General features: G+C 36.5%; 19 protein-coding genes. 2 read left to right on the top strand and 17 right to left on the bottom strand.

Going from position 1 to position 14545, the window contains the following annotated elements:
* Positions 1-315: 315 nt before the first annotated feature.
* The 17 genes from IGI63_RS00220 to IGI63_RS00140 all read right to left on the bottom strand — a co-directional run bounded on the left by IGI63_RS00220 (position 316) and on the right by IGI63_RS00140 (position 12953).
* Positions 316-558, bottom strand: a complete 243-nt coding sequence (locus IGI63_RS00220; RefSeq protein WP_002377858.1) for a hypothetical protein — start codon at positions 556-558, stop codon at positions 316-318.
* Positions 559-628: 70 nt separating this feature from the next.
* The gene (locus IGI63_RS00215; protein ID WP_002391595.1) at positions 629-1060 is read right to left on the bottom strand and encodes a universal stress protein; all 432 of its coding nucleotides are present in this window, start codon (positions 1058-1060) and stop codon (positions 629-631) included.
* A gap of 52 nt (positions 1061-1112) precedes the next feature.
* Entirely contained in the window at positions 1113-1418 is a 306-nt protein-coding gene (locus IGI63_RS00210; RefSeq protein ID WP_002358136.1) for a hypothetical protein, read from the bottom strand.
* A 17-nt stretch (positions 1419-1435) separates the two neighbouring features.
* Positions 1436-1633: a hypothetical protein gene (locus IGI63_RS00205; RefSeq protein WP_002360617.1), complete on the bottom strand. Its 198-nt coding sequence runs from the start codon at positions 1631-1633 to the stop codon at positions 1436-1438.
* 71 nt (positions 1634-1704) lie between these two features.
* Positions 1705-2094, bottom strand: coding sequence for a hypothetical protein (locus IGI63_RS00200; RefSeq protein WP_002358138.1), 390 nt, complete (start codon positions 2092-2094; stop codon positions 1705-1707).
* Between the two features lie 4 nt (positions 2095-2098).
* Entirely contained in the window at positions 2099-3421 is a 1323-nt protein-coding gene (locus tag IGI63_RS00195; protein ID WP_202242386.1) for a Y-family DNA polymerase, read from the bottom strand.
* A gap of 766 nt (positions 3422-4187) precedes the next feature.
* Entirely contained in the window at positions 4188-5342 is a 1155-nt protein-coding gene (emeA, locus tag IGI63_RS00190) for a multidrug efflux MFS transporter EmeA (protein WP_002358140.1), read from the bottom strand.
* Between the two features lie 192 nt (positions 5343-5534).
* Positions 5535-5975 carry a GNAT family N-acetyltransferase gene (locus IGI63_RS00185; protein WP_319800514.1) on the bottom strand — a complete coding sequence of 147 codons (441 nt, stop codon included), beginning with the start codon at positions 5973-5975 and terminating at the stop codon, positions 5535-5537.
* 23 nt (positions 5976-5998) lie between these two features.
* Positions 5999-6229 (bottom strand): DUF4111 domain-containing protein, encoded by a 231-nt coding sequence (locus IGI63_RS00180; RefSeq protein ID WP_429975107.1) that lies wholly within the window; start codon positions 6227-6229, stop codon positions 5999-6001.
* Between the two features lie 3 nt (positions 6230-6232).
* Positions 6233-6757, bottom strand: a complete 525-nt coding sequence (locus IGI63_RS00175; RefSeq protein WP_429975106.1) for a nucleotidyltransferase domain-containing protein — start codon at positions 6755-6757, stop codon at positions 6233-6235.
* A 30-nt stretch (positions 6758-6787) separates the two neighbouring features.
* On the bottom strand, positions 6788-7300 hold the full coding sequence (locus IGI63_RS00170) for a GNAT family N-acetyltransferase (protein ID WP_429975105.1): 513 nt from the start codon (positions 7298-7300) through the stop codon (positions 6788-6790).
* Between the two features lie 56 nt (positions 7301-7356).
* The gene (locus tag IGI63_RS00165; protein WP_161798482.1) at positions 7357-7665 is read right to left on the bottom strand and encodes a hypothetical protein; all 309 of its coding nucleotides are present in this window, start codon (positions 7663-7665) and stop codon (positions 7357-7359) included.
* Positions 7666-7692: 27 nt separating this feature from the next.
* Entirely contained in the window at positions 7693-8259 is a 567-nt protein-coding gene (locus IGI63_RS00160; RefSeq protein WP_174108329.1) for a kinase, read from the bottom strand.
* Between the two features lie 9 nt (positions 8260-8268).
* Positions 8269-9273, bottom strand: coding sequence for a LacI family DNA-binding transcriptional regulator (locus tag IGI63_RS00155; protein ID WP_429975104.1), 1005 nt, complete (start codon positions 9271-9273; stop codon positions 8269-8271).
* 6 nt (positions 9274-9279) lie between these two features.
* The gene (galT, locus tag IGI63_RS00150) at positions 9280-10770 is read right to left on the bottom strand and encodes a UDP-glucose--hexose-1-phosphate uridylyltransferase (RefSeq protein WP_025188436.1); all 1491 of its coding nucleotides are present in this window, start codon (positions 10768-10770) and stop codon (positions 9280-9282) included.
* A gap of 14 nt (positions 10771-10784) precedes the next feature.
* Positions 10785-11774 carry a UDP-glucose 4-epimerase GalE gene (gene galE, locus IGI63_RS00145; RefSeq protein ID WP_002363665.1) on the bottom strand — a complete coding sequence of 330 codons (990 nt, stop codon included), beginning with the start codon at positions 11772-11774 and terminating at the stop codon, positions 10785-10787.
* A gap of 15 nt (positions 11775-11789) precedes the next feature.
* Positions 11790-12953 (bottom strand): galactokinase, encoded by a 1164-nt coding sequence (locus IGI63_RS00140; RefSeq protein WP_002382071.1) that lies wholly within the window; start codon positions 12951-12953, stop codon positions 11790-11792.
* A gap of 200 nt (positions 12954-13153) precedes the next feature.
* On the opposite strand from IGI63_RS00140, the gene galM reads away from it, so the two are divergent.
* Positions 13154-14212: a galactose-1-epimerase gene (gene galM / locus IGI63_RS00135; RefSeq protein ID WP_002408091.1), complete on the top strand. Its 1059-nt coding sequence runs from the start codon at positions 13154-13156 to the stop codon at positions 14210-14212.
* A 130-nt stretch (positions 14213-14342) separates the two neighbouring features.
* The gene (locus tag IGI63_RS00130; RefSeq protein WP_002384758.1) at positions 14343-14489 is read left to right on the top strand and encodes a hypothetical protein; all 147 of its coding nucleotides are present in this window, start codon (positions 14343-14345) and stop codon (positions 14487-14489) included.
* The last annotated feature ends 56 nt before the right edge of the window (positions 14490-14545 follow it).

The following is a 14545-nucleotide window of genomic DNA, read 5'->3' as shown; positions in this document are numbered from 1 at the left end:
TTATTTTAACATACTTATTTCCCTTTGCTTTCTCTAACTCTCTGTGATTATACGTTTCTCTTTTTTATGGGAAATCTTCCCTATAAATGGAGACTCTTTTCAAGAGATTTCTTTTTACACTACCCGTTTCAAATGATATAAATGATATATAGAGTGTTTTAACTATGTGCAACATGATTAAAAGTTAACTGTTGGGGAGCAGTTAACTTTTTCTTTTTAACCACAAAAGAGAGGATCCGCTGTGAGAAATAACTACAGTGGATGCTCCCTTTTGTATATTATTTAATTACTAGCCGATAGTTGAAAGCTTTCCCGTTACTCAGTAGTATCGATTTTGTCTTCTTGACTATCTAAAGAACGGTCAACTTTTTCGTCGTAACTTTCCATGGAATTTTCATTTTTATGTTTCTGCTTATCGACCGTTTTATCGACTTTTTCTTTCTGTCGATCAATTGTTTTTTCCATCTCTTCGCCAGCCGAGGTACAACCACTCAGTAAAAAGAAACTTGTGAATAAAAACGCTGACAAGATAACTGTTTTTCCGATTTTTGTTTTCATAAACTCACCTCTCGTTTAATTTAAAAAAACGCCCCGATAAAACATTGTTCCCTTGATTATTTACTCACAATTAGCGAACGACTAAGACATTGCACAAAGCATGGTTAACCACATAATCTGTAGTAGAACCAATCAAGGTTCGTTGAATAGCACCTCTTCCCGTGGCACCTAGCACAATTAAATCTATGGCATAATTTTCAGAAATCGTGTTGGCAAGATAACGTTTTGGGCTCCCAAGCTCAACAATTTTTTTGACTGTTTTTACACCAATTTCACTCGCTTGTTTTGCCTTTTCAGTGAGCATCTCTTCTGACTTGTGTTTTTCTAAATCATACAATTCTTCAAAAGAAAATGGACTCGTCGTAAATTCAGCATCATTAATAATTGTAGCTAAATAAAGAGTGGCTTGTTCCTCTTTGGCAATCCTGACAGCTTCATGAAAAGCTTTTTCAGATTGATCTGAGCCATCAAGAGCAACCAAAATATGTTGATATACTGACATTTTATCCGCCTCCTTAACCAAATTAAGAATCAAAACTAACACAACAGCTGTGTTACATTTTAGTGGCTATCTGTTGTAATTTTTCCACGGTTAATGCTTGATAATTTGTTTCTTCAAGTAGTCCCGTTTGAATTTCAACAGAAACATCTTCCGTACATGTTTCTAAAAACATTGTGGCATAATCAAACTGTTGCTCTAAGAATGTTTCATACTCCAGTCGACAACGTAAAAATTCTTTCGCGGTATCTGAAACATGTAAACACATGCGGCGCTTATTCGCTTTCTTGGTTATCACAAAATAGGTTCCTTCTAAAATCGTGGTAATCTCTTCAATAATATACGCTGCATCTTTTACCATTCCGTCAATCCAGTCCTTTATTTGTTTTCAGTGTCGTTGCTTTTTTCTTTGTCGTCACTTAACAGCTCTTTAATTTTTTCACGATTATCGTATAACTTTTTTCCTACGCCCACTAAGGCGCCGCCTGCCAATAACTTTGTTAAAAAACCGCCATTTGCGTTTGTTTTTTTGCCATGGTGTCCTTTTAAATGATGTCCCATCCTAGCCACCTCCATAATTTTTATTTCTATTACCTATGAACATTATCTCATATGTTTTCACAAAACGCACGTATAACAATAGTTTTTTAATCAAGGCTCGACCACTTTGTAAACTCATGACTTTTAATATGCCGAATCTCTTCAAATAAAATATGTGTATGTCCAACTTTTGCATACTCCATTGAACTCATCCCTTCAAAAACACCAACAATTGGCGGTTGAACACGGCCAAAATCATCCAATGTATTCAATTGGATTTCTAAAACCTGGTTATTTTTTAAAGACTGCTCTAAGTATTCTTCAATTTCTTCTGTTGTCTGTTGCGGTAAGCGTTCAAACGCTCTCTTAGAATATTCGTCAGAAGCTTCGATTCCTTCTTGTAACTCCCCCAATGCAAAAGCGGTCGCCCATTTCAGTTCAAAGGGCCGATCATGGTACTCATTATAAGGTGTAAATTCTTTTTTTGTTCGTTTCATGATGTTATCCTCCTAAACCGACATTTCCTCCAGCATGTCCACCGACTAATCCTGAACGATGAATTGCCGTCGCGCCTTCCAACAAAGAAGAGGCGTGGATTAAAGCTTGAAAGCCAAATTTTTGTCGGATTTTATCAATCAGATAGTTTAACTCCATTTCACTAATTTGCTCTTCTGGTTCCGAAAATAAATCTAATTGTAAAGATTCATTCCAAACTAATTTTCCATAAGAAAGCCCTAATTGCCGGACATCGGTTCCCGCTAGATAATGTTCTCTAAAAAGGGCTAATACATAGGTAATCAAAACTTTTGTATTGTTTGTTGCAGGAATCGTTTGTTGTTTTCGCCAACCAGTTCGTCCTTCACGGTCAATTTGTCCTTTGGAATAACCAACGTAGACTGTGATACATTCCGTTTGACAATGCGCTTTTCTTAAACGAGCAGCCACTTGTTCTGTCAGTTCCTTTAAGACTAGTTCAATCTGATCTCTTCGCGCATAATCTCTCGGTAAAATCTGACTATTTCCAAATGATTTTTCAGCTTTATGTTGCGCTTTTTTCCCTAAAAAGGTACGATCAATCCCCCATGAATGAGCATACAATTGAAGCCCCATCACGCCAAATGTTTCTTGTAAAAGATGCGGATTCGCTTGCGCTAACTCATATACAGAATCAATTCCTAAATGATTCAGTCGTTTAGCCATTCTGCGACCAATCCCACAAAAATCTGTCAAAGAAGGCAACTGCCAGACAGTATCTGGTACACGATCATACCGCCATTCTGCAATAAAATCTGGCGAATGTTTGGCGCCATTGTCCAACGCCAATTTAGCCAGTAACGGATTGTCCCCTATCCCAACGGTCACATAAATACCCACATGATTATAAACGACTCTTTGGATAATCCGAGCCATCTTATAGGCGGTTTCACAATGAAAATAACTTAAAGAAGCCGTTACATCAAGAAATGATTCATCTACACTAAACACAGAGTGATCTTCATCTGCGACAAACTTTTTATATAAATTATTGATTTCTTGATTTTTTTTCATGTACAAATTCATTCGTGGCGGAACCACATATAAATCAGGATGAGCGGGCACTTGATTTTTACGCGTAACATTTGAAACACCTAAAACTTTTTTTGCCATTGGCGATGCTGATAAAACTAATCCCCCCGCATTTTCGGCATTACTCATCACTACCAACATCGTTTTCAACGGATCTAACCCACGTTCTGCGCATTCTACACTAGCGTAAAAACTTTTGCAATCAATACAAAGAATATCGCGACTAGGTTCTTTTTCATAATCAAATTTCACAAACATCACCTCACTTGCAAAATCATTATACGAACAAACGTTCTATTAATCAAGCGAACACTGTTTATTTTTTTGTTTTTTTCAAGAACGGTCGGTGATCAAAAAAAATAGTCCAACAACAAACAGAACCCTGTTGTTAGACTATTTACATATATTTGAAAAAGAACTCTCTAATAAAATAACAGTGTATTCAGATTAATACATAGAGGATAAACTTGAATAAATACTATCTAAAACATGATTATTTTAATAGATTGGTGTAGTTTAATATCAAAATCAATATTATAGGTGATAATACACATAGAGAAATAAAAATAATCAAAAAATAGAACCATTTTTTAGAAACTAGCATACCTAATCCTATCGTTCCTAGTGTGTACAGTACTATCAAAATAAGATAGATTTTTGTTCCATTTCCTGAAAAATCCGTCTTGCTCACACTAGTTATCATTCGAAGAATAGCATATATAATCCCCAAAGAGCACAACATCCAAATAAAGCTACTAATATATTTAAGGAGATTCATAACCAGACCTACTTTCTATTAAATTACTAAGATTAGCATTTCCAAGTTTGTGTGTGCGTCGCTCTAACATCAAAGTAATCAGGAAAAGCATAACACACAATTCCAGAAACCGCTATCACAACTACTAATAACATATCTATATCATACTTTTTTATAGCATATTCTGCCTATAAAAAATAAATAACGGCATCAAAAGTTAGAATATTCATCTAACTTTTTGACGCCGTAACACCCTATTATCACTTTTTACATCTTATTTCGATTTAAAAATAACGATAAAAAGCCCGTTCCTAACAGAATTACTGCTGAAACATAATAAGGGAAAAAGTGATTGATATCAAATAAAGCTCCTGCTGCCATTGGTCCTAAAATATTACCAAAACTTGTAAATGTCGAATTTAGTCCGTTGATGGTTCCTTGTTGATCTCCAGCATGTTTGGATAAATAAGTAGTTACTGCTGGTCTAAACAAGTCAAACGCTAAAAAGACAATAAACGTTGAAAATACAACAACTAAATTATTTTTTGTAAAGGCAATCACGGCAATAAAAATGGCACTTGCAAAAAAGGTTAATTGGATTAAACCCATTTCACCTATTTTTTGGACGATTGCATCAAAGAAAAACAACTGACAAATCAACGCTAAAATACCACTAACCGTAATCACGATTGCTATTTCACTTGTGGTAAAGCCAAAATTAATGGTCGCCATAATACTATAAATAGATTCGAACGCTTGCAGGCCAAAAGAGGAAATTAAGATAATCACAAACAATGAGGTAAACATTGGATTTCTTAAAATATCCATAAATGAACCTTTTTTCGCTTCAACAGCGGCTAAAATTCGTTTCTCTGGCTCCTTCAAAACAGTTAATGTCAAAATAAAACCAATAAACGCTAAAAATGCGGCCGCAAAAAATGGAGCGCGAATGCCTAAATAAGCAATAAAACCACCAACTCCTGGTCCGATAATAAAACCACCACTAATTGCGGCTGACACAAGCCCCATCGCTTTCGGACGTTCAGAAATCGTGGTCATATCTGCCACAAAGGCTGTCACTGACGGCATTAATAACGCGGCGGCAATCCCACCTAAACCACGAGAAATATAAAAACCGCTTTTCGCTTGGGCTAAACCAAATAATAACTCAGAAATTGAAAACACCAACATGCCCGTTGCAATCATTTTTTTCCGACCAATTTTATCCGAAAGGACACCTGCGATTGGCGATGTGATTAATTGGGCAATCGCAAAAATAGAAATCATCATTCCCATTGTGGTACCAGAAAAATGCATTTCTTCTTTTAATTGGGGAATTACGGGAATGACTAGGCCTACGCCTAGAAAAACAAGAAATAAGTTAGAAATTGCTAAGTACATCATACTATTTTTTTTCGTCATAATTTGCCTCCTCCATAAAAAAACAGCCATCAAAAATGGCTATTTCTGTTTCTTTGTATGTACTTTCTTTGACAGTGTTTCGGCTGAAACACTCGTTGAGTCATTGAGATACATTTTACACTAATTCGCTGAAAATTTCACTAGTTTTTACTTATTTTTTTAAAGGAAATTGTTATTTTTTAAAGACATAACTTAAGTATCCAAGTATTTAATGAATCGCTTTTGTTTTTTATCAGAAACATAGCCAATGTGTTCATAAAATTGATGTGCTGCTGTACGCTGTTCCCCTGAATTTAAGCGAATCGCAGACAAGTTATACTTTTTAGCTTCCGTTTCTAGTTTCGTCATTAATTGTTTGCCAATTCCACGGCCTTCTGCTTCTTTTGCCACTGCTAATCCCAGAACGTTCAATAACGTTTGGGAATAAATTGTTTCATACAGTTGCGCATGCACATAGCCTAAAATCTTCCCTGTCTTCGTTTCTTCATAAACATATAAAAACTCTCTGTCACTGGCTAGTAGTAATTTCTCAATCTGTTTACAGGTCACGTCAACGGGAACTTCATAGCCCAATTGTTCTTTATTAATGATAGTTAACGCCGTTGCATCTGTTGGCTTCATTTTTCTAATCAAGGGTAACACCCTCCTTTACATTCTTACTTAAATAATAACGAAAGCGTAATATCCGCAAAATCATTTAATTCTGAATCATTATATTGCTCTAACAAAACTGTTTCGCCTCGATACTCTTTTAAAGCTAGTTGTATCAGCGAATGATAGTTAGTAGGAAAATGTACTAGGCCCCATTCCCCGCCAGCCCTTTTTGATAAAATTTTATTCTCTTGCTTAAACGCCATTACTCTACACATATTTAAAATAACGTACATAGGTTATTGAACAATTTCTTTTTTTGCCTCTTTCACATCAGCTATAATGCTTTCAAAATATTTCTTTTGATCTATCCAGCCAAAAACGGAATCAATCGGTTTTCCTACGAGTACTTTTCCATATAATTTTGTAATCATAAGATGTGCCACTAGATCCTCATCGTATCCCATCATATCTTCAATATATTTATTTTTATTAGTCAGATATCTGGAACGATGTATCGGAGAAAAATGTAAATCGAAGGGAATCGGATAACTCAAATTTATTGTATCTTTCAATTGTAGCACATGGAATTCTATCCCTTTTTTTGGTGCCCACTTATCTAAAATATTAATTGTATAATCTAATAATTGTTTCTTCTCATCAATAGTAAGCTTTTCATAAACCACAATCAGTACATCCAAATCACTTACTGAATGACAATAGGTTCCAAAAGCATAAGAACCATGAAGATATATTCCAACTAAATTTTCTTTTATTATTTTCATATATCCATTTTCCATTTGAGCCAATAATTGATGAACCACGATTATTCCTCCATTATTGATTGACAATTGCTATAGTTTTTTCGATAAATAAAGAACTAACGCATCATCATTAACACACCGATCGTTTGGTTTCAGCTGCTTATTTTGAAACCAGACTCCTGAACCATCTGGCACATATCCCTGTTTGATATATAATCTTTGCGCTGCACCATAACCAGGATGCAGGCCTACTCCCAAAGAAACAGTATCTGCATAACTTTTGGCAACATTTTCTGCACGATTTAATAATAACCGCCCCACTCCTTGTTTTTGAAATGACAAGAAAACATTGAAATCAGCTATTTCAGGATATAAATTTTTAAAAGGTCCTTCCTTAGCTAATGGCAGTAACGTCACATAACCTAACAGCGTTGCCTTTTTCTCCGCTACAAAAACCGTTCGTTGCTTGACTAATTGTTCTTCTAAATAGTTCATTAAAATCTCTTGGCGACTTGGCCAACCTTGTTGGACAAATTGAGTATCCAGCGCTAAGATATCTTTCTCTTGCATTTCTCTAATAACCACTAGCTCAGACATTAGCATTTCCTCCCGAAAAGCGTTTTCATTTTATAAAACGAAGCGAATAATTCTTCGCTCCCTTATTCATTTTCAAAACCATCGAGTTGATGATATTTGGGCAAAACAGCAACACATGTTTCTTCTGAATTAACAGCAATAACGAACCCTTGCCATAAGGACCACGTCACCGCTTCACCTAATTTCTCTTTCACTCGTTGAATCATTTCAGCTTGCGTTAAGTCTCGTGCAGGAAAATGTTGAACTTTATCGTTACTGATTAAAAAAATAAATGATTCTGAAAAAGCTGTCATGACTTCAGGTGGTAAATTTTTTAATCGTTCTTGGTAATCCATTGAAACCACTCCTTCTTTTTTATCATACCACAACATCCATTTCTCTAAAAAGCGCAGCACTCACTACTGAATATCTGCTAAAATTTGCCTGATAATCTGCTTTTCAGACAGTTGTTCAGATAACCGCTGTTCTCCCGGAAGCCCTAAATAATCTTCTGGTAGCCACCAACGTTTCATTTCCACGACACCAAATTCTTGATTCTTGTTTCTCTGACTATGTCTTTTCAGCGTTTCTTCAAAAGAAATATCAAAATAATAAACCTGAACGTTTCCTTCAAAGAGATGGATTATTTCCTGAAAAAAGGAATGATAAATGGCTTTTTGAAAAATCCCTTCAACAATCACATACTGGCATTCTTGATAACCAAAAGCTACCAACTGTTTTAACAAAGCAATACTTAGATTACCTGTTTCATCTTTAACACGAAGCATTTCTCTGCGCACCACATCTTGAGAAATCAATAACGATTGTTCTTTAAGACACTGATGAAGCGCTTTAGCTATCGTTGTTTTACCACTACCAGAATTACCACGTAAAATAATTAATTTCGGTTGCATCTGTTTCCCTCCATTTTCTTGATTGTTGAAAACCAGCAGAAAAGAGCAAAAAACTTGGAAAAAACTCTCCAAGTTTTGCTGTTATTTTGATGAATGTTTCGTTGAATCTCGCTGAATGAATTCCGTTCCGACAATAATTTTTCTAGGAACTGGTGGGGTATTCAAGCATAACTCTTTCATTGTCTCAACGGCTAGCTCACCCATCCATTCAGTATGAACTTTAACTGTTGTTAATGTTGGTGAAACATATTTTGCGACACTAATATCATTAAAACCAATGATAGAAATATCTTCTGGCACACGAATGGCTGCTTCTTGTAACGCCCGCATCGCACCAATTGCCAACGTATCACTTGCAGAGAAAAAAGCGGTTGGACGAGTGTCCGCTTTTTCAATAAAGTCTTTCATCGCTTGATAGCCTTCTTCAACAGAAAAAGCTGCTTCGACAACCCATTCTTGATGATAAAGGTCCAGATCTTTTAAGGTTTCTTTAAAAGCGACAAAACGTGGATCAACCAATGCCACGCGGGACTCTTTCGTATATTCTTGCCCAGAAAGCATACCAATTTTCTGATGCCCTTGCGCCAAAAATTCTTGCACAATTGTTTTAACACTTCCAGCAAAATCAACAACAATGGAGTTTTGGCCAAAAGCCATTGCATCAAAGTCTACAAATAGAAGAGGTGCGCCTAAGGCGGCTAAGGCCGCCACTTGCTTTTCATCAAATTTTCCTAGGGCAATTGTCCCATCAAATCTTTTTTGAGACAGGTTTTTCAGAGATTCTTTGACTAAAAGAAAACCCAATTCCTCTGCCCGCTTTTCAACACCTAAACGAATCGATAAATAGTAAATATCATCCAGTTCTTCTGGATCGCTGAACCATTGGACAAACCGAATTTTCTTTTTGCCTGCTTGTTTTTTTCTGGCTCGCTTTTTATAATTTAACGTTTCTGCTGTTTCAAATATTTTCTTCTTCGTTTCATCACTAACTGATAATGTTTCATCATAGTTCAAAACTCTCGAAACTGTCGCTGAAGAAACACCGACTTGCTCTGCTATATCTTTAATGGTTACGATGTTCCTCACCTCAAATTAATCATTTTCAATACATTGAATAAATCGTTCAAAAGCACGACGGCCTTCTTCGTCACGTTTAAAGACACCAGCATCTGTTAAAATTTGAACAAAAATTGTCCCAATTCCTTGTTGGATCACTTCTTTGACATTGGCTTCAGTGATGGTTTGCTGACTGAGTTCATCCGCCCAAGCTCGATGACTTTCAGCAATTTGATTGGGTTGCTTTAATAAATACTTTTCGACTTCTCTTAATTCTTGTGCCAGCCTTGGTGGCAAAATAGCTAGTCCCATTACTTCAATTAAGCCAATATTTTCTTGCTTAATATGTTGTACTTCTGGATGTGGATGAAAAATGCCATCTGGAAATTCCTCCGAAACATTATTATCTCGTAAAACTAAATCCAATTCAAATAATGACCCTTTGCGTCGAGCAATTGGCGTAATCGTATGATGCGGTGTGCCATCTTCTGAATAGGCCCGAACTGAGACTCGTTCATCAGAATAATTGCGCCATTTGGTCAAAATTAATTCGGCCGCCTCAACTAGTTCCTCTTGACGATCACTTTGAAGACGAATCACAGACATCGGCCATTTTAAAATACCAGCAGTTATCTCAGGATATTTTTTCAAAGAAAATCTTTTTTCCATTGGTGCTAAATCCATTGGAAATGTATGACGTCCTGCTTGGTAATGATCATGAGATAAAATAGAACCACCAACAATTGGCAAATCTGCATTAGAGCCCACAAAATATTCAGGGAATAACTCCGTAATTTTAAGGAGCCGCTGGAACGTTTTTTTCTCGATTTTCATTTCTCGATGTTGTTGGTCCAAGAAAATCGCATGCTCATTATAGTAAGCATATGGCGAATATTGAAAGCCCCAAGCTTCGTCCTCTAAATTTAGTCGGATAATCCGATGGTTTGTACGTGCTGGATAATTTACACGGCCATAATAGCCTTCATTCTCCATACATAACATACACGCTGGATATTTTTTTTGACTCATTTTCTTTTCAGCCAAAATTTTTCGAGCATCCTTTTCTGGCTTCGATAAGTTAATGGTAATTTCTAGTTTACCATAGGGTGAGTCCATTGGGAAAATAATATTTTTGGCGATTGCTTTCGTTTTAATGTAGTTATTCGTTTTACATAACTGATAAAAATAATCCGTTGCTTTTCGTGGAGACTCTTGATAATAATCCATAAACTTCCGATTAATGATGGTTGGGGTCGGCGTAACAAAATCCATTAACTCCGCTTCTAGTTGTTCTGCTTCCGTAATTGAGTCATCGATTTGGTGATTGGCTTGTGCAATATTTAAAAGATGTTCCACCACACGCAACGGTTCTTGCTCACAAGCAACCGCTTCTGGTTGTTCAAAAAAATCACAGCCAACTAGTTTGGCAATCCGATTCGTCAAATAATAGCGGTCTGTTTCCGTCCAATCGCCATTTTCTATGATTATCTCTACAAATGCAACAATCCATTTACTACTTTCTTTCATCATCTGATGTTCTCCTATTCATTATAGCCTTGAGGATGTTTCACATGCCATTGCCAAGCGGTGGCGATAATATCCTTGACCTCAGTTACTTCTGGTTGCCAGCCTAAAACTCGTTTGGCTTTTTCACTAGAAGCAATTAACGTACTAGGATCCCCTGCTCGGCGTGGGGCGATTGTTGCAGGAATTTCTTGGCCTGTCACTTCGCGAGCAGCATCTAACATTTCTTTAACAGAATAGCCGTTGTTGCTTCCCAAGTTAAAGACGTCACTTTCACCGCCATTTTTCAAATATTCTAAAGCCAAAATATGTGCTGCAATCAAGTCTTCAATATAAACATAATCTCGAATGCACGTGCCATCTGGTGTATCATAATCATCCCCAAAAATACTTAGCTCTGCTCGTTGGCCTAATGCCACTTGTAAAATAATTGGCACAATATGCGTTTCTGGCGTGTGATCCTCACCAATTGAGGCATCTTTTTTTGCTCCCGCAACATTAAAATAACGCAAAGCAACATATTTCATTCCATAAGCGTTGTCGCACCATTTCATGATTTTTTCCATCATTAATTTACTTTCCCCATACGGATTTTTAGGATTCGTTGGGGTTTCTTCTGTAATAGGCATTGCTTTTGGTTCGCCATAAGTGGCCGCTGTGGAAGAAAAAACAATATGTTTCACTCCGAATTCTTGCATGACTTCCAAGGCAATTTGAGTGCCGTGAACATTGTTATTGAAATACATTAACGGTTTCTCCACGGATTCTCCTACTAAAGAATTGGCCGCAAAGTGCAACACACCTTCAATTGATTCTTTTTCAAAGACACTACGTAAAAAAGCTTTATCACGAATATCGCCTTCATAGAAAGTCGCTTGTTCATGAACTGCTGAAGGATGTCCCGTTAATAAATTATCAACAACAACAACGGCATATCCTTTTGAAATTAATTGATCGACGGCATGTGAGCCAATGTAGCCTGCGCCACCTAATACTAAAATAGACATTTAAAGCCTTCCTTTCTAAAATAACTTTCTGGCACCATCATCAATTGATGCAGGATAAAAATCAGCAGCATAGCCAATTTTATCTTGATAACTCTGGCCAACAGCTTCAATAAATGCATCTATATTTTGCTTTGGTACCAAAGCAATACTACAACCGCCAAACCCTGCACCAGTCATCCGTGCACCCAAAACGCCTGGTTGTTCTTGCGCACAAGCCACTAAGGTATCTAACTCAATGCCAGTTACTTCGTAATCTTCTTTTAGCGAACGATGTGAGGCATTTAATAATAAGCCAAATTCTTCCAAATCCCCTTCAGTTAGCGCTTGTTTTGCCAATAAAGTTCGTTCATTTTCTGTGACGGCATGACGTGCTCGTTTAATCAACGTTGGATCTCCAATCAATGCTTGATATTGTTCAAATGTCTCGCTGTCTAATTCACCTAAAAATTCAATAGATAACTCTTTTTGAAGCAAACGAACGGCTTCTTCGCATTCTGCACGGCGTTCATTATATTTTGAATCTGCTAATTCACGACGTTTGTTAGTATTCATAATGACAATCGTATACTCACCTAATTTGGCGGGAACCATTTCATAGTGCATATTATTGGTATCTAGTAGAATAGCTTGATCTTTTTCTCCCATCCCCACGGCAAATTGGTCCATAATTCCTGAATTAACGCCAATAAATTCATTCTCCACTTTTTTACCGATTTGCACCAATTCAAGCATTGGACAGTGTAAAGCATATAAATCATTACAGATCGTTCCCATTAAAAGTTCAATAGAAGCAGAAGAAGACAAGCCAGCACCATTAGGAATCGTACCGTAGAAGAGCACATCTAAGCCAGAATCAATATTGTGTCCGCTTTCAATCAAGTAATTTAAAACGCCTTTAGGATAATTTGCCCAATCATCTGAATCTGAATAGGTTAAATCTTCTAATGAAAATTCGATGAGACCAACCTCTTTAAAATTATCAGAAAACATCCGAATTTTTTGGTCGTCTCTTTTTCTTGCCACACCAAATGTCCCTAACGTAATAGCCGCTGGGAAAACATGACCGCCATTGTAATCTGTATGTTCACCAATCAAATTAATTCTTCCAGGGGCAAAATAACAGGCTGTCCCTTTCTCACCAAATATTTCTACAAATCGATTCATTAACAGTTCTTCCATCACTAATCGCTCCTTTCACTAGTAAACAAATTGTATAATATTTACTAAACTTCTTTGCAAATATTTACTTAATATTTCCTTAATTGTCATTTCGGTTGAAAACGTGTACAATACAATTAAATAAAGATTTATTTTCTTAGCGTTTCTTTTCGACTATTTAAATAATCTAAAAAACAAAATTAAATTTACTAAATATTTACTTGAAGGAAGGATTGATTATTTTGACTATTTCAACTGAATCATTTGGACAAGGAATGCTTCTTTACACACTGACGAATAAAAATGGTGTGACTTTAAAAGCAACAGATTTTGGTGCGCGAATTGTTGCGCTCGACGTTCCTCTTACAAAAAATGAATCCCGATCACTCGTGCTAGGCTTTCCCTCAGCAGATGAATATTTGTCTAAAGACTTATATTTTGGTGCAACAATTGGTCGAACAGCTGGTCGAATTGCCGATGGCTCCTTTAAACTAGCGGGTAAAACGTATCAAACGATGATTAATACTCCTACTCAAACAACACTTCACGGCGGCACACCTGGGTTTGAAAGTAAAAAATGGCACAGCGAAATCCAAGAGGCACAAGTAAATCCTTCTGTGAAATTTTGGCTAGAGAGTCCTGCTGGTGAAAATGGTTTTCCTGGAAATCTCACTGTTTCAGTCACGTATACATTGACTGAAGAAAATGAATGGCAAATTGAGTATCAGGCAACTACAGATGAACAAACACTTTTTAATCCAACCAATCATGTCTACTTTAATTTAACTGGAAATCCTACAATCCCCATTGATGCGCATGAGTTACAAATAAATGCCCAAAAGTATGTCCCGCTTGATGAAAGAGTTTTACCAATTGGAGAATTAGCTTCCGTCGACCAGACAGCTTTTGATTTACAAAAACCTAAAAAATTAGCTGAGGTTTTTTCAAGTAACGATGAACAAATCCAAAAGATGAACGGCTTCGATCACCCTTTCATCTTAACCAATCATGATTTAATTAACCCAGATGTTATCTTAAAAAGTCCTACTAAAGATATCACCTTAGAGATGTTCACTGATCAACCTTCAGTTGTTATTTTTTCAGCAAATTTTGCTGATAACGGTCCCGATATTCAAGGGCAAAAATTAGTCAATCACGGAGCGCTCACATTTGAAACCCAAGTCTGTCCTGGTGCTGAAAGATTTCCGTTGTTCGGTTCTATCACCCTCTCACCTGAACAGGAATTTCACTCAACGACCCGTTTCAAACTAATTTATTAAGTGAAAAGATGCTCTTAACCAAGCTTATCTTCGAACTAAAAAAGATAAGAATGGTTAAGAGCACTTCTATTATTTGACATTTTTAATCGCTCCATTTACACTATTTTCAATTAGAAAGGCGGTGATGTCTATGTATGCAATCAAATTTTTTCATGGCTATTTAACTGCAGATGGTAAACGTACGCGAGATAAATCAGGTTGTTTAGTTTACCACTCTGAAAAAGAAGCACAAAAATTAGCAGATAAAATTGGCGGGAGAGTTAAAAAAATTGGATAACCTTAGATAAAGGATAGATAAGCAAGGCTATTTTGCTATCTGTCCTTTTTTATTTT

This window comes from Enterococcus sp. DIV0086, assembly GCF_050498705.1.
Lineage (GTDB): Bacteria > Bacillota > Bacilli > Lactobacillales > Enterococcaceae > Enterococcus > Enterococcus faecalis.
This window is presented reverse-complemented; position numbering and strand designations above follow the sequence as displayed.